The following is a 19,131-nucleotide window of genomic DNA, read 5'->3' on the forward strand; positions in this document are numbered from 1 at the left end:
TTTAACAATAATATAGCGGGGATTGTAACAAGATGGGAGGTGCGTACAAAATAATTTAGTGTATAGACCTCCCAAAAGCTTATGTTACAAAACTTTTGGAGGATATAAAAATGAGTAAAATAGATATGAGTAATTTAGGATTCAGCCAAAGATTTATTACCGAGTCAACATTATATGACAATCTCTATGTGGGTCGTATAATTTCCCAATACAAAGACTTATACAAGGTTGTAACAGGAAGTGGTGAGGTAACTGCTTCTATTTCCGGGAAGTTTCGTTTTGCTGTCAAAACCTCATCGGATTACCCTGCAGTTGGTGACTTCGCTATGCTCGACCGAAATGACGACATCGGCGGAAATGCAATTATTCACCACATTCTGACAAGAAAAAGCGCTTTTATTAGAAAGGCTGCGGGGACATCAAATGAGGAACAGGTGGTAGCATCAAATATTGATACGGTTTTTATCTGTATGTCGCTTAATAATGATTTTAATCTCCGTAGGTTAGAACGCTATCTTGGTGTTGCCTGGGACAGTCGAGCAATTCCGGTTATCGTCCTTACTAAGGCTGACTTATGTGATAATCTCCCTGAAAAGTTGGTAAAACTTGATGCTGTTGCCTGTGGTGTTGATGTGCTTGTTACTTCTAGTATGAATCAAGATGGATTCTTATCTGTCAATAATTATATTGGAAGCGGCAAAACTATTGCATTTATCGGCTCATCTGGTGTTGGGAAATCAACCTTGATCAATAAGCTCATGGGCAAAAACGCCCTTGAAACTCAAGAAATAAGAAATGATGATAAAGGCAGGCATACTACTACCAGACGGGAACTCATTATTCTTCCAAGCGGCGGCGTCGTTATTGATACCCCGGGGATGAGAGAACTTGGGGTTGAAAGTGCTGACCTATCAAAAACTTTTTCCGATATAGATGACCTTTCAACAGAGTGTAAATTTCATGATTGCACTCATACGAATGAGCCCAATTGTGCGGTACAAAAGGCCATAAACGATGGCTTATTATCTAATGAGCGGCTCGCAAATTATGTAAAGCTAAAAAAAGAGGCTAAGTATGAGGGCTTAAATTCTAAGCAGATTGAAGCTGAAAAGATTTCCACCATGTTCGCTGAAACAGGCGGAATGAAAAATGCACGAAAGTTTATCAAAGAGAAAAACAACAAAAGACGGGGTTTTTAAAATCACATACTTCCTTTGAAACAAACTCCTGCAAGGCTAGGCCGCTTTGCAGGAGTTTGTCATATATATTATTTTTACATTCCCTAGAATATTAGAATTTGTAACTAAGATTAGTTATAAAATACTGCCGAGCATCTCTACTATTTCCAGCATAATTTTTCATATCACCATAACTCACATGAAGTAGTGCGCCTTTTAATGGAACATAATCTACAGCATACTCAATGCCTTGAATATCATTCATAGCATTGACCTCCATAGCGAAAGTAGCATCTGCTGTACTCCAGTACTCAGGATCAAATCCATTTCCAGCTTTTTTGTAAGTTACGCTAGTATCCCAAGAACCTACTTTTTTGCGGTCAGCCTGTCTAAATGTCACACCGGTCATCCATGCTTTCGTCTTGCTAACATCATTTTTACCATATTCACCAACGACTGCGAGATTTTTTAAACCATTGTAGCCAAAGCCAACTGTCCAAGCTTTGTACTCGGCAGCCTCATACTTCGGCTTAGCAACGATTTCACCATAATGAGGTTTATTAGGATTGTTTTGAATTACCTGGTCAACCCCTGTATTATTATAGTTGGAATCCTTTAAGTATGATGCTGTGATATCTAGATCCTTCGTTACATTGGTGGTAATATCAGTAAAGAAGTATTTTTTCTTGTCCCCTGCACGAGCATAACCTACTTGGCCTTTTACCTTACTGCCAAAATCAAGCTTTGCACCATCCCAGTTGGAATCAGTATCTACCAGCAACCCCTTCCCCAATGCTAGAGGCATTCTGCCAAACATTACACCAACATCACCCATTTTGCCTGTCACATACGACAAATTGATCTTCGTAATAGAACTTCCACTATCATCATTTCCATCATAGGAAGTAATATTATTACTATTGACAAAACGGGTATTAAACTTCCACGTATCACCTAAATCAACACCAACAACAAATCTTGTTCTAAAGTTTACGTCATCAGAACTGCCTTTCGTATGCTCATAGCGAAAACGAGTGTCACCAGTTATTGTAACCTTTTCAGGCGCAGCGGCAACAGCAGGTGTTACGGTCTTAGGAGCGGTCGCAGCAGCATATACTCCCAGATTAGTAAGTTCCCCCTTGAATTCTACGGCTAATTTATCAATGGTTGCTTTTTGTTCAGCGCTTGCTTTCTCCTCATTGGCTAGTGCTTTACCAACAAACGTAGCCAATTCATAACGAGTATAGGTTTGACTTTTGCTAAAATTAATGTCTCTATAGCCTTCAAAAACGCCAGCTTTGACTAGGTTTCCAATTGCATCATAAGTCCAGTTCGTTGTAGGAACAAGCTCGAAAGGATTCGCGGCAAAAGCTGTTGCGGACATACTCAACAACGCTCCTAAGACTACTGTTTTTAATATTTTGTTTCTCATATTCCACTCTCCATCTTTTTTGTTAAACGCTTTATGAATACCTTATAAGTTCGTGAGCTACACTCCTTGGTAAACATCACCCCCTCTACGTTCTCATATGCAAGATCATTTTTTTAAATGACATGCTACAAAATGCCCATCTCTATCAATCAACTTTGGTTCTTCTTCAGCACAGACTGACATGACATGGGGGCAGCGGGTACGAAAGCGACAACCTGAAGGCGGATGAATTGGATTGGGTACATCTCCCTCTAAAGGTACGCGCTTTCTAGCGGCTTCTACTGTTGGATCAGGAATAGGAATAGCAGCGAGTAATGCCTGTGTATAAGGATGCTGTGGTGAACCGTATAACTGCGGGGTCTCAGCAAGTTCCACAATTTTCCCTAAATACATCACGGCTACCCGTGTACTAATATGCTTGACCATCGCCAAGTCATGAGCAATGAATAAATAGGTAAGCCCTAGCTCCCTCTGCAACTTTTCTAGTAAATTGACTACTTGAGCCTGAATGGAAACATCCAAGGCAGAAATAGGTTCATCGCAAATAATGAGGCTCGGATTGACGGCTAATGCTCTGGCAACGCCGATTCTCTGCCGTTGTCCACCACTGAACTCATGGGGAAAACGGTTGGCGTGTTCTTTATTGAGCCCTACTAGACTTAATAACTCCATAATACGAGTACTTCGTTCTGTGCCGACAGCAAGCTTATGAATATCCAGTGGCTCGCCGACAATATCTCCTACCGTCATCCGCGGATTCAGAGAAGCGTAGGGATCTTGAAATATCATTTGTATATCACGGTATAGGGGCTGATTTTTACCACCAGCAGCAACAGATTTGCCTTTATATAAGACATCTCCTTCTGTTGGCTGATACAGACCAATAATCGTGCGACCTGTAGTAGACTTACCGCAGCCACTTTCCCCGACTAGACCTAAGGTTTCCCCTGCTCTAATACTAAAATTTACATCATCAACTGCTTTTAAACAGCTTGTAGGTTTTCCCCAAAAATCAGTTGCTACCGTGAAATATTTTTTTAAATTGCGAACCTCCAATAATGGTTCTGCTGGCATTATACCGTCACCTCCCGCCTATTTTTAGGTGCGCTCTCATGTTGTAACCAGCAACGAGTCATATGATGTTCATTGATCATACTATCCTCTGGATACATTTCCATACACACCTGCATAACGTGAGGGCAACGGGGAGAAAATGGACACCCCTTTGGTAGGTTCAATAAGTCAGGTGGCTGTCCATCAATAACCGCCAAAGGTTCCTTGGTGCTTACATCCGTCCGCGGTAGAGATTTTAGCAAACCCCATGTATAGGGATGCTGAGGGTTGTGAAACACATCATATACAGAACCACTCTCCGCAATTCTACCGGCATACATGACAATCACCCGACTGCATAGACTGGCGATAACTCCTAAATCGTGGGAAATCATAATAACAGACGTATTAAATTTCTGATTGAGACTTTTTATCAAATCCAGGATTTGTGCTTGAATGGTAACATCTAAGGCAGTCGTTGGCTCATCGGCAATCAATAGCTTCGGGTTACATGCCAATGCCATGGCAATCATCGCCCTCTGCCTCATGCCACCACTGAACTGATGAGGATAATTTTTAACTCGTTCTTCTGGACAAGGAATGCCTACCACTCTTAGCATCTCTACAGCCTTCACCAAAGCTTCCTTCTTTGACATTTTTTGATGAAGCTCTAGGGATTCAGCAATCTGTCTTCCAATGGTTAAAACGGGATTTAAAGAACTCATAGGATCTTGAAAGATCATACCGATTTCATTACCGCGGATTTTTTCCATTTCCTTATTTGATTTTCCCAATAAATCCACACCATCAAATAGGATGCTACCTTCCACAATTCTTCCCGGGGGACTAGGGATTAGCCCCATGATCGCATGAGCCGTCACACTCTTGCCGCAACCTGACTCTCCAACAATACCAATCGCTTCCCCAGCCTTAACTGAAAAACTAACCTTCTGAACTGCCTTCACTTCACCAGCATAAGTATCAAAGGATACTGCTAAATTTTGTACTTTTAATAATGTTTTCATAATTGACCTCCTAACGCCGCATACGAGGATCTAAGGCATCGCGCAGACCATCCCCGAGAAAGTTAAATGCAAGCATCGTAACGCTGATCGCCATCGCCGGGAAAAACAGTTGAAAAGGGTAGGAACGCAAACTGGTAATTCCCTCAGAAGCCAGTACGCCCCAGCTAGCCATTGGCGCAGAAACGCCAAGTCCAATAAAGCTTAAAAATGCTTCCGTAAAAATAGCCGTTGGTATTGCCAAGGTCATAGTAATAATAATGGGTCCCATAGTATTGGGGATCAAATGCCGAAGCAGTATACGCCAATTACTCGCACCAATTGTCCTGGCCGCCAACACATATTCCTGTTCTTTGAGACCTAGTATTTGACCACGTACAATACGAGCCATCTGTAGCCAGTAGGAAATCCCTAAGGCAATAAAAATATTGGTTAGTCCTGGCTTCAACACTACCATCAGCAATATTACATATAGTAAAACAGGAATGCTATATAGAACGTCCACGATGTTCATCATATATCTGTCAACTTTGCCGCCTGAAAAACCCGCTATGCCGCCATACAACACACCAACAGTAAAGTTAAGTAAACTGGCAACAATTCCAATAGACATGGAAATGCGGGCGCCATACAATACGCGAATAAAGAGATCTCGTCCCAAGTTATCCGTACCAAACCAGTGTTCAATACTCGGAGATTGATTTGCCTGTGATAAATCCTGGTCTGAATAAGAAGCATGAGACAATACAGGTCCGATTGCTGCTATTAGAATGACAAAAACAACAATGTATAGCCCTGCCATAGCCATTTTATTTTTTTGTAAACGCATCCAGGCATCCTGCCAATACGTAATACTTGGTCTAGTAATGTCAGCAGCCTGATTATAAATAGCTGGCTTAAATAATTCTAGATTCACCTGCCTGCTACTCCTCCCGCTTTGTGCTCAATTTTATTCGTGGATCTAACAAGGGATAGATAAGATCTACCAGCATATTTAATCCAACAACCAAAATGCTGTAAAAGACAGTTACGCCTAAAATAACCGTGTAATCACGATTATAGATACTTGTCACAAAATGACGCCCGAGACCTGGAATGGCAAAGATGGTTTCTATTATGAAACTACCTGTCAATATTCCGGCCGCCATAGGCCCAATATAAGTAACAACGGGAATCAAAGCATTTTTTAGCGCATGACGATAGAGAATGATATGCTGAGGCAAGCCTTTGGCTTTCGCAGTCTTAATATAATCCTGCCCCAGCACTTCCAGCATAGAGGAGCGGGTCAGGCGAGCGATAAAAGCCATAGGCATACCAGCCAAAGCAATAGCTGGTAAAATCATATACTCCACTCCACCCCACATAGCCGCCGGTAATAATTGCAATTTTATTGCAAATACATAAACAAGAGCAGTAGCAATAACAAAACTAGGTACGGATATACCAATTGTAGTAAAAAACATGGTCAGATAATCCTGCCATTTATTTTGCCGCAAAGCAGATATGACCCCTGCAGGTATACCGATAAAGATAGCGATGGCAATACTTGCCGCACCCAACTGTAGGGATACAGGAAAGCTTTCACCAATAATATCATTCACCGTACGACCAGGATATTTAAAAGAAGGGCCTAAATCAAAGTGAGCAAGGTTCACTAAATAGTCCGTATACTGTTTCCATAAAGGATCATTTAATTTATACCGTGCCTCAATATTTTTCATAATAGCATCGGGAATTTTCTTTTCATTGGTAAAAGGCCCCCCAGGAATGGAATGCATTAGGGCAAAGGTAACGGTAATGATCACTAGCACTACGATTATTGAATTAAAAGTACGTTTAAGTGTGTAACTGAACATTCTTTCACTCCTTCTTTATAAGGAAGATGCATACACAATGCGTATACATCTTCCGCTACATACACTTAAATCCCATTACTTCTCGAAATAGGCTTCCTTCCAATTGACCAAAGAAGTAGCAGATTTGATGAAACCTTTCAAATTTGCCTTAATACAATATGGATGACCATAGAAATAAATTGGAATAGACCCCATATCTTCTATAAAAATCTTCTCCGCATCACGCATGGCTTGCATACGCACTTTAGAGTCATTACTCGTTTGCGCTGTTTCAATCAATTTATCATAGGCTATATTGCTATATTTCCCATGGTTATTGCCGCCATTAGTCATGAAATAATCAGCAAAGGTCATTGGATCAGCATAATCTCCAATCCAACCGGCTCGGGCCATATGGAAATTACCACTTTTCCGGTTCTGTATGTAAACTTTCCACTCTTGATTTTGAATTTCAATCGTAACGCCAAGATTTTTCTTCCACATTTCTTGAATTGTCTCAGCAATGGCTTTGTGGTTATCACTGGTATTATAAATCAAAGTAATAGGAGGTAATCCTTGACCTTCAGGATATCCAGCTTCGGCCAACAGTTTTTTTGCTTCCGCTATATCTGTTTTAAAATAACCGCCTGCTTCTTCTCTGAAATCTTTGCCGGTTACAGAATCCGTAAACCCAAACGGAATCCAGGCATCCGCCGGTTTGTGTATACCTTTTAGCACTGTTTTAGCTAGACTTTCGCGATCAATAGCCAAGGCAAGGGCTTTTCGAACCTTTGGATTATCAAAAGGAGCTTTCTTATTGTTAAGTTCATAATAATAAGTGCCCAGATATTTACCTACAGATAGCTTGTTTTCCTTTTTCAAACGCTCAGCTTCTGCCATCGGAGGTTCATACACATAATCCAATTGGTTATTTTCAAACATAGATAAAGCTGTAGTATTCGCTTCCAGCAATGCCCATTCCAATTTACTAACTTTCACTTTATCTTTATCCCAATATTGGTCATTTTTTACCATTTCTAACTTACTGCTATGCACCCAATTTGATACCTTGAAAGGCCCATTGCCAATTAGTGTCTTTATATCACTAGCCCATTTATCCCCATTGGCTTCCACAATCTTTTTATTAACAGGATAGAAGGAGTGATGAGTAGCAAGAGCTAAAAAATAGGCAGTCGGTTTATCTAATGCTACTTCCAATGTTTTATCATCAATAGCCTTTATCCCAACTTCCTCAACTGGACCTTTTTTGCTGTTGTAATTTTCTGCCCCTTTAATAGGAAACAGCATATAGGCATATTCTGCCGCCAACTCCGGACTCAATATCCGCTTCCAAGCATATTCAAAATCATGTGCTGTTAGTGGTTCACCATTAGACCATTTTGCATTGGCTCTGAGATGAAAGGTATATTTTAACCCATCTGGTGACACCTCCCATTTCTCGGCTGCGGCCGGCGCAGGCATGTCCTTAGCATCTAATACCACTAACCCCTCAAATAATGCCAACTCATAATTTGCTTCAGGTACACCTGTAGATTTTCCAGGATCAAGAATTTCCGGCTCAGACCCCTGCCATATCTTAACTACCTGTTCCTTGCCTCCCGTTGTAGAACTACAACCAGACAATAGTGCTCCTACTGCAAACACAATAACCAAAAAAGCAATCCATTTTTTTGACATCATAACATCTCCTCCTTTTATAATCTTCTAACTTATACTTATTGCAATATTATGCTACGTTTTCCATATTATACATAATATGTATTCTACAAGAAGCAAAAAAAGCTTAAAAACACTGAGTGTCTTTAAGCTTCGTTATTTGATTGCCGTTAATTGGATGTTACCATATAATTTTCCATTCTGTGACGTTCTCTGCACCTTGATTTGCAATCGCGTGAGAGGTGTTTTGACCTCAATGTAAGTTAAACATTTGGGTACGTTCCTAAATTGTTAACATTTTGCTACTATGCCACGTGATATTCCTATTACTCGATCAATGGGGTGGGAAGGGTATAAACAGTAAACAAACAAAAAGGAGCTCCGAACCGGCGACCCTAGCGGATGCGGCGGAGCTCTTGATGTTAACGAAATCAAAATTTCAAATTATATATTTTCGAATGACAACTAAGTAAAAAGGTTATACTCCTAATATTAGTAGGTTAAGGAGGATTATATGGATATTGGCAGTACTATTCATCAGCTTAAAATAGATTTGTGGGATTTAAACTATACTCAATGGAAAACACAAATTCTTTTTTCACCTATATGGTGGAGTTATATTACCATTATCGTAATTTCTTATGCAATTTGGTGGAAGCTAGTAGATAAAAGACGTTTAACCCAACTGCTTTTATTCGGTTCACTGGTATCTGTTGGAAGAATATTAATAGATATAATAGGAAGCAATATGAATCTTTGGAGCTATAATATTCGTGAGTCGCCCTTCATTCCCAGCCCGTTTCTTCATAACTTTACTATTTCCCCATTAGCATTTATGTTGCTCTTACAATATACTTCATCATGGAAATCTTTTATTATATGGAATGCTGTAATTACGGGAGTCTATTCGTTTGTATTGAATCCAATAATGATTTCATTACATATTCTGACGCTATATAAATGGAATTATTTTTATGCTTTTGCTGTGGTATTTACAATGGTATCAGTTTGTCGTGCTGTATTAGTTGGAACATTATACCTGGAGAAGAAATATCAAGGCGTCTCTTCGGATAACTCTGTCAAAAATCTGAGTTGTCAACCTGCCATGAAACCATTAAACACCGATAAAGATAAAGACAAATGATTAAAATACAAAACTCCTGCAAGTTACGCTTAATTTCCTGACCATTTTTATCAACTCTTTTTTTCCTACCTTAAGCAGCCTCGCCCTTGTTCTAAAAGGGGCGAGGCTATTGTACTCTACGGTTCGTTTATTGATAGTATATTAAATATACTCTAAACTAGAGTTCGGAGGTGATACTAGTGAATTGCGATAAAATTGGCAAGTTAATATATAACCTGCGAAAAGAAAAGGATATGACGCAAAAGCAATTAGCTGATTTAATGAACATCAGCGACAAAACAATAAGTAAATGGGAACGTGGCCTTGGATGTCCGGATGTATCATTACTTCCAGAACTATCACAAATACTTGGCGTTAATATTGAAGAAATCCTATCAGGTAAAATTGAATTAAACGAAACGATTGGAGGAAATATGAGAAAGCTTAAATTTTATGTCTGCCCGCAGTGTAATAATCTCATGACAGCGACAGGAGATGCCAATATTTCATGTTGCGGCAAAAGAATGGAAGCTTTAGTTGCAGAAAAAGCATCCGAAAACCATTTGCTAAATATAGAGCCTGTAGAAGATGAACTGTATGTTACATCAGCCCATGAGATGAAAAAGGAACATTCTATTACTTTTGTTGCTTATGTCACGGGTGATAGAGTGATTATTGTGAAGCAATATCCTGAATGGAATATGCAATTTCGCTTTCATAAGCAAGGGCACGGCAAACTGTATTTCCATTGCTCAAACCACGGGCTATTTTATCAATTAATTTAGTGACGCAGAAAAATGAAGAAAACCAGGGAGAGGGACTTGTTTTATGAAACACGCCCTTGTTCCCCTGGCTTTTTGACTGCTATTTTAAAGAATTAAGGGACTAAAACATACCTTTTAATTTATTTTTTAACGTATCTAACATATCGCGCCGTGTAGCATCATCCACAGCAGGTACGGCACCAAAGAAAACATGCCCTAATGATTCGATGCCACAAAAACTCAATATACCAGTGTCGGATGTCTTTTTCAAAGCGTCGGTCATACCCGTAGAATCATAATATTCCCCGGGAGTACCTTGGGTATTAATAACAAAGCCTTTCTTTCCTGCGAGTAATCCGACAGGAGTGCCTTCATCACCATACTTGTAAGCAAAACCATATGAGAATACACGATCTATATATCCTTTTATCATAGCTGGAAGTCCAGCCCACCAAATGGGATAAATCATCGTAATTACGTCAGCTGTGCTAATATAATTTTGTTCCTGCTTAATATCTGCCGGGACTGTGCCAGCATGGAATGCTTCAAAATCGCTGCCACTTAAAATCGGATTAAAGTGTAATGAGTACAAATCTCTTACAACAACTTGATGACCTTTGTTTTCAAGCTCCTTCACTGTGGTTTCCAAGATTGCATGGTTGAAACTTTTAGGATTTGGATGAGCATAGACAATAAGATGTTTCATTTGTAATCCTCCTTCTTTTTATTAGATATCTAACTTATTAGGTAAAAAATTAGCAACCTTCATAGGTTTACTAATCTAGATTCTGATTTATTTTTCGCAATGTCGCTTCGAAATATTCAGCCTCCTCATCTGCTAAATCTTTATAAACAACAGCGTTCAATTTTTCAGAAATCGCATTAAAACTAGTTCTTAATCCTAATCCTTTCTCTGTTAATTTAATAAATGTAACCCGACTATCCTCGTTACTTTTTTCTTTTGTGACATAACCCAAATTAACGAGTTTATCAACTAATACTGTAACTGTTGGCTTAGTCCTATGAATTTTTTCGGCTAAATCCTTCATTGTATATTTCTCACCTGTAAGAAGATGAACTAAAATACTTCCATGTGAAGGAACGATGCCATCAATTCCATGGGCTTCAAGTTCTTGGATGATTAGCCTGTGAGCTTTTTCTGTTATTCTGCTTAAAAGAGCAATTGCATTTCCTTGTCTCATGACTTTATTATAGTTAGACATCTAACCTTTGTCAAGTAGTCAGTTGGTTTAAGAAAAACTACTTATTATGAAGCTGCTGCAAATAGGGTCAAAGTACCTATTTGCAGCAGCTCCTTATTCTTAATAAGTGTCAACTTCTGTACTGCCAATCCTCGGAATTTGTTTCTGGCCTTTGATTACTGAAGATACCAGATTTACCAGACCGCTGTTCACGAGGCAAATGTCTGCCAAATTTTCTTGTACCAGAAGATACCGCATATTTACTGTCTGCGGTTGTGTCAAAAAATTCGTTTGATTGCTTTTGTGTTCCTCTTGAGAGACGCTCAGTTCTTCCAGTACGTTCTGGATTATACCAGCCGCGTTGCTGCATAGCAGTAAAAATAGTGCGAGCGTTATCGTGACTACTAGCCTGTAATCGTTCAAAAGTATTAGATATCATAGGTGAGGTAGATTCCAACACACCTTGATCATACAGTCTTGATAAATGTTTTTCCGTAATCATCAAATCCAGCAACATATCGCGGTCTGAAAGCCGGTTTCTGCTTATTGGTGAAGATTTCTTTGGGTTGTCCATTATCTAGCCTCCCTACTATTGATACAGGAACTCGGAATTACCAAGTTCTTGCTTAATCATATTGGCATTATGACGTTTATTTTTAGTAATACTAAACATCATATTTTTTAATTCATGGTCCGCACATTGGTCAGCATAAACACTATATTTCGCGATACAAAGGTTTTCCAATTCAAGCGCATCTTTTAAGTAAGCGCGTTCTTTCTGAGTAAGACTATTTTGTTGCAACTTAAAGCACCTCCCTGTTTTTTTATCAAATGTAGTTTGAGATAATTAGGAAATAAATATACATTAAAAGAGACTAGGTAAAATCACAGGAACGATTCTAAATACAAAAGTCCTGCAAGGCTAGGCTGCTTGCAGGACTTTTTCGTTATATATTGTTTTCATTTGGATATCTGTAATCTTCGAAGATGCTTATTGATTTCAGGGTTATCATCATATAAATTGCATTTAATTCTAACATTCTAGGCTACTTTACTAGATAACCGCCATCAACAGGAATAATCGCTCCACTTACATAGTCACTTGCCGCTGAAGCCAAATAAATTACTGCCCCTTTCATATCATCGCCAGTCCCCCATCGACCTGCAGGAATCCGCTCCGAAATTTGTTGGTATCTTGTCTCATTATTTATGATTGCTTCATTCATGTCTGTTGCCATGTAGCCAGGGGCGATGGCATTGACATTAACACCTCTACCTACCCAATCATTTGACATTTCCTTGGTAAGCTGTGCCACGCCTCCCTTAGCTGCTGAGTAAGCTGGAACTGTTTGTCCGCCAAAGAAGGAGGCCATGGAGGCAACATTAATAATCTTCCCATAGCCCTTCTTAAGCATAATGCGTCCTGCTAATTGGCACATAATAAATACCGAATGAAGATTGATACTCATAACCTCATCCCATTCCTCAATGGGAAAATCCTCTGCACTATGTCTTCGTTGGATGCCTGCCGCGGTCACAAGAATATCCAAATCACCGCCCAGTGCTGCTAGACAATCAGCAAAAGCTCGATGATTGTCTTCCCTATCTCTTAAATCTGCTTTTACGCCATAACATTTATAGCCTTTTTCAGCAAATGCCACTGCTGCTGCAAAGGTTTTATCAGAGGAACCAATAATTGCCACTTCACAACCAGCTTCTAACAGTCCTTCCGCCATTCCATAGCCCAGGCCTCTACTCCCTCCTGTTACAATAGCTTTTTTACCTTTGATATCAAACAATTTCATAATAGCACCTCTTTTTTATCGTTTTCTCCCCTCAATTTCCCGAGAGACTACATAATAACTATGGCTTCGTCAATCAAACTAAGTGCAAAGAAGGATAACAGAATAAACAACTAGTTTATCCGGAAACAATCTCTGACGCTGACGATGCCTTACTTGTTGAGAACTTCGTCATTGCTGTTAATATTACAGCTATCACCAATGAACCTGCCATAAACATATAGGATGCACTTGGGCTACCAGTAGCACCATTTAAATATCCTACGATATATGCCCCGACAAAGGAACCCAATGCTCCAAAACTAACAATCAAAGCTGTTGCTCCAGCAGCCACATTTCTCGGTATAATTTCCGGAATAGCGGCAAAAAATGGGCCGTAGGGAGTATACATACAAGCACCAGCAATAACAAGCAGGAAGTAGGACAGCCAGAAATTAGACGTACCAATGGCGTAAGACCCGAAAAAGCAAATTGCACCGGTTAATAAGAATGTCACAACCACCCCTTTACGATTTTGACTGCGGTCAGAATAATAAGACACCGTAAGCATAAACAGCACCGCTAACGCATAAGGCCCTGCCGAAAGCCAGCCGGTTGCAACAATTCCCATGTTAGAGGCAGTTTTAAGAATGGATGGAAGCCACATAATAAAACCATACATACCAATATTCCAGAAGAAATGTACGAAGGAAAATGCGATCACTTTACCAGATCTGAAAGCTTCGCCATAATTCTTAATAGGCTTCAACCCTTTTTGTTCTTCCATTAAAGCTTGTTCCAGATCTTCTTTCTCCTCTGCTGTTAGCCACTTTGCATCTTTGGGACGATCTACAAATACCATCCACCAAATGAAAGCCCAAATAATCGCTGGAAACCCTTCAATAATGAACATGTGCCGCCAGCCAAAAGAATCAACTAAATAGCCAGATAAAACAGACATCCATAATACTGTAATAGGATTACCTAGAAAAAGAAAGGTATTGGCTTTTGAACGCTCTTGCTTCGTAAACCAGTGACTTAAAAAAACAAGCATCGCCGGCATTACAACGCTTTCTGCCACACCCAGCATAAATCGAATCACATATAAAGTAGAAATATCATTCACCATACCGGTTGCAACAGCAAAAATACCCCAGAAAATCAAGCTCCAAAATACTAGTTTTTTGGAGCTGCGTTTTTCCGCATAAATGCCGCCAGGTATTTGAAAAAAGAAGTATCCCAGGAAAAATAATGCACCCAATAACGAAGATGTGGCAGGAGTAATGTGTAAATCATTTGCCAGACCGGCAGCTGCTCCGAAGCCGTAATTTGCCCGGTCAAGGTACGCCAAACTATAAGTGATGAACGCTAATGGAATCAGTCTTGCCCAGCGTGCGGGAGCCAATTGTTTCATTTCCATAATAAACTCTCCTTCTTTTTAATTGAAGTACTCTTTCGAAAATCTGAATTGTTTTATAAATTAAGGCTTTCTCTTTATACTTTTTGCATTTCCCTTCACCCATAGCTGTAGTGTTAGAAAACAACTTGACAGATTAGAATCGCCCTAATAATCGCGATGAAGACATTTTTAGCCTGTCTTAGCAATGATGGTAATTTTTCAAAGAATTTTTCTGATTGATTTTATTTTCCTTTTTTCTCTTTTTTTGCTTCAAAAGTCCTTTTCTACTGATTTTTGCTCTCAATTTTTCGAAAGACTATATATGAATCTCTCGAAGGTTTCCGTTCTCACGGAGTGTTCAGTGTTCCATCGATCCTCCTTGTCTGCGTCCAGGTTGTCACTGTATTTTCACAGGGGTATTTTGCTGCTTCGGCTTCATTAATATCAACCCCTAAACCTGGTTTATCATTTGCATATACATAACCATTCTTATATTCTGGCAGACCAGGAAATACATCGAGCAAGGCTTCCCTTGGTCCTTTTAGCTCTTGTATGACAAAATTAGGAGGCTCTGTTCCTGACCACTCCTGCACCCCAAAATTAGGAGCAGCTAAATCAATATGAATATTAGCCGCATGCCCTAATGGTGACATATCACCTGGACCATGCCACGCAGTTCTTACACCAAATTGCTCGGCAAAAATCTGTAATTTTCGGCCTGCTGTAATACCACCAATTTGACTGATATGAACGCGAATATAATCAATTAATCGGTCAGTAATCAACGTCTTCCATTCATATGGATTGTTAAATAATTCGCCCTGAGCTAGCGGAATTGTAGTCTTAGCACGAAGCTGACGTATCCATTCACCCTCTTCTAGCGAAATAGCATCTTCTAAGAAAAACAGGTCATATTGCTCTAGCTCACACGCAAATTTAATGGCCTCAATCGGTTTTAACCGCTCATGTACATCATGGCACAAAGCAATATCAAATCCGATTTTACTACGAATGCCATCAAACAATTTTAGTGTATCCCGCATATATTTTTTGCTGTCAAGGTAAATTCCATCCAATGCGCCATTAGGTGAATTAGCAGGCGCCTTGCCATAGCCACTACCACCATAGCCACCATTTTGACAGCGAATATGAGTTATGCCTTGCTCTTTATATTTTTGGATATTCTCGCATAACTCGTTTAAATCTTTTCCATCAGCGTGGCGATAAATAGGCACTCCTTCGCGACACTTGCCACCAAACAGTTGATACAATGGCATATTTGCCATTTTTCCCTTGATATCCCAAAGTGCCATATCCACACCAGAGATAGCGTTGTTTTCAATCGGTCCATTACGCCAATAGGCATTTTGATGCATCAACTGCCACAATTCTTCGATTTTCTCTGCGCTTTTGCCAACTAGAAGCGGCTTTAAATATTCTTCAATCACGCACTTAACTGCTACATGTCGATAGGCAAAAGTTGCGCAGCCTAAACCGTATAATCCATCTTGGTTTGTTTCTACTTTTACGACAATTAGATTGATCCCCTCAGGTGCTGTAAGAATAACTTTAATATCAGTAATTTTAGTATCCATTTTTTCCTCCTTTTAATAGTAACAAAATTCGATTTTAGATGTAAGTCATTAGTCGTCTGACAAGTAAGAATAAAAAAATATATAAAATATTTCTTTATTCTTACTTTAAACGCTCTATGGCTTGCTGCAAATGCTCTTTCATCAAATTCTTTGCTTTTCTAGCATCTTTATTTTTAATCGCCTTCAACAGTAAAGTATGATAGTAGATTCCATCATTATAGCCAAACGCTTCATTCATCTGTTTGTGATTTTTCGCCGTCTGCTGGAAAACTTCTTTTAAACAATTTTCCAACAAACGATTACCAGTAGCATGGCAAATTTCTTCATGAAAAAGCATATCTTGTTTAACAAATTCTTCGGATTGATCAATACTGTTTTTCATATTTCCTAGATATTTCTTTAGGTTGTTTATCGTCTCATCTGTTGCCTGTTGAGCGGCAATATACGCACATTCGGTCTCAATAATTCTTCTAAACTCTAAAACTTGGATTATATCATCATAGTTAGCTTCATCAATTGCATTTAAGTTACTACTAACTCCCGTAATATTATTCGTCTTTACAAATGTACCTTTCCCTTGAATACTCTGCAAAGCATCTAAGGCAATAAACTGCTGAATAGCTACCCTTACACTTGCTCGGCTCACACCTAGAATTTCCGTTAGATTATTTTCGGAAGGAATTTTTTCTCCAACTGCCCAGGTACCATTCTCAATATTTTTCTTTAAATATTCAATAACTTGTTGTGTAATATTTGCTTTAAGAATTTGCAATAATAATACCCTCTATTCTCTTCCAACTTGTCAGTTGTTACTCTTCATACAAGTTTTTCTTTATTATAAACTAAGATTCTAATTTAATCAATAGAAAACACAGAAAATTGTGACATACTTTTACAACTCCTTCTATTCTTTTAATCATTAAAATGACAAACTCCTGCAAAGCTAGTTTGCTTTGCAGGAGTTTGTCATGTATATTCGTTTATATTTTCTTTCGTATTTATGGAGTCTTCACTTACTTTGACTTAATCCCCTCAAAAGCATAGTTTACTAAAATTTCTATAACAGATTCATCTAACTTTTCACCTGTAACTAATAACCGATAAAAAAGAGGTCCGTAAATTAGGTCAATGCACAATTCAATATCCAAGTCTTTCTTCAATTCGCCTCGCTGCACGCCTCGCTCTAAAATGCGCCGTGAATCAAGTCGTCGAGGATTGAAATATCGTAATCGATATTCCTCAGCCAACTTTAAATCAGCTTGCCCTTCTGCAATTAATTCATTGATTACTTTTCCTTCACGGCTAGTTAAAAATCGAGCTAAATTAGTAGCTTGTATAACTATATCAGTAATAGCTGATCCTGTATCCGGTACTGGAAGCCTTGCCATAGCAGCAGATAAAAAGCCGTCCATTACAACAGCAGCTTTATTAGGCCACCATTTATAAATTGTGGCTTTACTTACCTTGGCTCTTTCTGCAATTTTATCCACAGTTACAGTTCCAAAACCATTCTCGATTAATAAGTCATAAGAAGCAGCAAGAATCGCTTTTTCTGTTTCGACGTTACGGGGACGCCCCTTTTTCTTCTCCAAAAAAACACCTTCTTTATATATTATGCCAGAATATATCAATAAAACTATACGTACAGTATACTAAATATTTTCTCTCAAGAAAAGAAAGTTTATCTTTACAAATACTAAACGTTCAGTTTATAATACTATTATAGAAACTGAACGTTTAGTATCTATGATAAGAATATAAACTAAGGAAGGGATCACCATATGAATCACGTACAAATGAAAACGAATACAGTCCCAAACTGGGTTACACTCCTACTAGCAATTGCATGCGGGGTTATTGTTGCCAATCTTTATTATGCACAACCTTTAATTGGGCTCATCAGTGTAGATACAAATCTTTCTGCAGCGTCAGCAGGATTAATTGTAACATTAACCCAAGTTGGCTATGTTGTTGGCTTATTATTTATTGTTCCACTTAGCGATCTCATTGAAAATCGACGGTTAGTTGTATCAGCATTAGCAGTCGTGATTTGTGCATTAGTCGCAGCACCTTTAGCACATAATGCGCTGTTCTTTCTTGTGGCAGCAATGTTTATCGGACTCGGCTCAGTCGCAGCTCAAATATTAGTACCATATGCCGCCCATTTGGCAACGGAAGATCGGCGAGGCCAAGTGGTAGGAAATATTATGAGTGGACTGTTGCTTGGAATTATGCTTGCCCGACCTATAGCCAGCTTTATTACTGATCTTTGGGGATGGCAGGCAGTCTTTGCTCTCTCTGCTATCATTACAACTGTATTGACTGTGTTGTTAGCCCTTGTTCTTCCTGAGCGCAAACCTTCGCCTACCATGAATTATGGTGAACTAATTGGTTCTTTGTGGCTACTTTTTAAAACCAAAAGTATTTTGCGTCGTCGCGCCTTTTATCAAGCTTGTTTATTCGGTGCTTTTAGTCTGTTTTGGACAGTAGTTCCTTTATGGTTAACTAATCATTTTCATTTGTCACAGCAGGGGATTGCATTCTTTGCATTGGCTGGTGTGTCTGGTGCTATAGCAGCTCCTATTGCAGGAAGGTTGGCTGATAAAGGTTGGACGCGAGTATTGACTGGTTCAGCAATCGTAATTGCGGCTCTATCCTTCTTACTTCCCCTTATCGTTCAAGATGACTCAGCAATTGCTTTAGCTATACTAGTCGTTGCAGCTATTATGTTGGATATGGCAGTATCGGGTAATCTCGTTCTCGGTCAGCGGGCAATTTATTCTCTAGGAAACGAAATACGCGGACGCTTAAATGGCGTATTCATGGCAGTTTTCTTTATTGGTGGAGCAATCGGTTCTTCGTTAGGCGGCTGGGCATATGCCTCAGGCGGCTGGATGCTTGCTTCTATGTTAGGACTTAGTATGCCAATTGCAGCATTACTTTACTATTTCACTGAAAAAAATGTGGATACTTTATGATGCCACGATAAAATTTTAAAGCTCACATTTGCCAAATGGCAAGCGTGAGCTTTATTTTATAACTTTTAAATTTCAGATTGGGAATAGTGAAG

Annotated in this window: 19 protein-coding genes; 4 read left to right on the forward strand and 15 right to left on the reverse strand. The window is 39.2% G+C overall.

The window, feature by feature from the left end; all coding sequences use genetic code 11:
* The first annotated feature begins 110 nt into the window (after positions 1–110).
* Positions 111–1,199 (forward strand): ribosome small subunit-dependent GTPase A, encoded by a 1,089-nt coding sequence (gene rsgA, locus UFO1_RS17655; protein ID WP_038672997.1) that lies wholly within the window; start codon positions 111–113, stop codon positions 1,197–1,199.
* 91 nt (positions 1,200–1,290) lie between these two features.
* On the opposite strand, the gene UFO1_RS17660 is transcribed toward rsgA, so the two are convergent.
* From UFO1_RS17660 to UFO1_RS17685, 6 genes are all read right to left on the reverse strand, one after another.
* Entirely contained in the window at positions 1,291–2,610 is a 1,320-nt protein-coding gene (locus tag UFO1_RS17660) for a hypothetical protein (RefSeq protein ID WP_038672999.1), read from the reverse strand.
* A 105-nt stretch (positions 2,611–2,715) separates the two neighbouring features.
* Positions 2,716–3,684 (reverse strand): ABC transporter ATP-binding protein, encoded by a 969-nt coding sequence (locus UFO1_RS17665; protein ID WP_038673001.1) that lies wholly within the window; start codon positions 3,682–3,684, stop codon positions 2,716–2,718.
* A complete protein-coding gene (locus UFO1_RS17670) occupies positions 3,684–4,688 on the reverse strand; it encodes an ABC transporter ATP-binding protein (protein WP_038673003.1) in 1,005 nt (334 codons plus the stop codon). Before UFO1_RS17670 ends, UFO1_RS17665 begins: the two co-directional genes overlap by 1 nt.
* A gap of 10 nt (positions 4,689–4,698) precedes the next feature.
* Entirely contained in the window at positions 4,699–5,601 is a 903-nt protein-coding gene (locus UFO1_RS17675) for an ABC transporter permease (protein WP_038673005.1), read from the reverse strand.
* Between the two features lie 7 nt (positions 5,602–5,608).
* Positions 5,609–6,541 carry an ABC transporter permease gene (locus tag UFO1_RS17680; protein WP_038673007.1) on the reverse strand — a complete coding sequence of 311 codons (933 nt, stop codon included), beginning with the start codon at positions 6,539–6,541 and terminating at the stop codon, positions 5,609–5,611.
* Positions 6,542–6,616: 75 nt separating this feature from the next.
* The gene (locus tag UFO1_RS17685; protein WP_236639237.1) at positions 6,617–8,221 is read right to left on the reverse strand and encodes a peptide ABC transporter substrate-binding protein; all 1,605 of its coding nucleotides are present in this window, start codon (positions 8,219–8,221) and stop codon (positions 6,617–6,619) included.
* Positions 8,222–8,711: 490 nt separating this feature from the next.
* Here UFO1_RS17685 and UFO1_RS17690 point away from each other — a divergent pair, with 490 nt between their 5' ends.
* The gene (locus UFO1_RS17690) at positions 8,712–9,341 is read left to right on the forward strand and encodes a CBO0543 family protein (protein WP_038673009.1); all 630 of its coding nucleotides are present in this window, start codon (positions 8,712–8,714) and stop codon (positions 9,339–9,341) included.
* A gap of 179 nt (positions 9,342–9,520) precedes the next feature.
* Complete coding sequence (locus UFO1_RS17695) at positions 9,521–10,105, forward strand: helix-turn-helix transcriptional regulator (protein ID WP_038673011.1); 585 nt, start codon at positions 9,521–9,523, stop codon at positions 10,103–10,105.
* A gap of 100 nt (positions 10,106–10,205) precedes the next feature.
* Here UFO1_RS17695 and UFO1_RS17700 read toward each other — a convergent pair whose 3' ends face one another.
* From UFO1_RS17700 to UFO1_RS17740, 9 genes are all read right to left on the reverse strand, one after another.
* Positions 10,206–10,790: an NAD(P)H-dependent oxidoreductase gene (locus UFO1_RS17700; protein ID WP_038673013.1), complete on the reverse strand. Its 585-nt coding sequence runs from the start codon at positions 10,788–10,790 to the stop codon at positions 10,206–10,208.
* Positions 10,791–10,860: 70 nt separating this feature from the next.
* Positions 10,861–11,307, reverse strand: coding sequence for a MarR family winged helix-turn-helix transcriptional regulator (locus UFO1_RS17705; protein ID WP_236639238.1), 447 nt, complete (start codon positions 11,305–11,307; stop codon positions 10,861–10,863).
* 109 nt (positions 11,308–11,416) lie between these two features.
* Positions 11,417–11,860, reverse strand: a complete 444-nt coding sequence (locus UFO1_RS17710) for a spore coat protein (protein WP_038673016.1) — start codon at positions 11,858–11,860, stop codon at positions 11,417–11,419.
* Between the two features lie 15 nt (positions 11,861–11,875).
* On the reverse strand, positions 11,876–12,088 hold the full coding sequence (locus UFO1_RS17715) for a hypothetical protein (protein ID WP_038673018.1): 213 nt from the start codon (positions 12,086–12,088) through the stop codon (positions 11,876–11,878).
* A gap of 244 nt (positions 12,089–12,332) precedes the next feature.
* Positions 12,333–13,091, reverse strand: a complete 759-nt coding sequence (locus tag UFO1_RS17720) for an SDR family oxidoreductase (protein WP_038673020.1) — start codon at positions 13,089–13,091, stop codon at positions 12,333–12,335.
* A gap of 115 nt (positions 13,092–13,206) precedes the next feature.
* Positions 13,207–14,487: an MFS transporter gene (locus UFO1_RS17725; protein ID WP_201771035.1), complete on the reverse strand. Its 1,281-nt coding sequence runs from the start codon at positions 14,485–14,487 to the stop codon at positions 13,207–13,209.
* Between the two features lie 326 nt (positions 14,488–14,813).
* Entirely contained in the window at positions 14,814–16,061 is a 1,248-nt protein-coding gene (locus UFO1_RS17730; protein WP_038673022.1) for an enolase C-terminal domain-like protein, read from the reverse strand.
* A 100-nt stretch (positions 16,062–16,161) separates the two neighbouring features.
* A complete protein-coding gene (locus tag UFO1_RS17735) occupies positions 16,162–16,833 on the reverse strand; it encodes a FadR/GntR family transcriptional regulator (protein ID WP_038673023.1) in 672 nt (223 codons plus the stop codon).
* 241 nt (positions 16,834–17,074) lie between these two features.
* Positions 17,075–17,653 carry a TetR/AcrR family transcriptional regulator gene (locus UFO1_RS17740; protein ID WP_038673025.1) on the reverse strand — a complete coding sequence of 193 codons (579 nt, stop codon included), beginning with the start codon at positions 17,651–17,653 and terminating at the stop codon, positions 17,075–17,077.
* 189 nt (positions 17,654–17,842) lie between these two features.
* Between UFO1_RS17740 and UFO1_RS17745 the strand changes: the two genes are divergently transcribed.
* On the forward strand, positions 17,843–19,039 hold the full coding sequence (locus UFO1_RS17745) for an MFS transporter (RefSeq protein ID WP_038673027.1): 1,197 nt from the start codon (positions 17,843–17,845) through the stop codon (positions 19,037–19,039).
* Positions 19,040–19,131 lie beyond the last annotated feature (92 nt).

Origin of the sequence: Pelosinus sp. UFO1, from assembly GCF_000725345.1 — a bacterium.
Taxonomy (GTDB): domain Bacteria; phylum Bacillota; class Negativicutes; order DSM-13327; family DSM-13327; genus Pelosinus.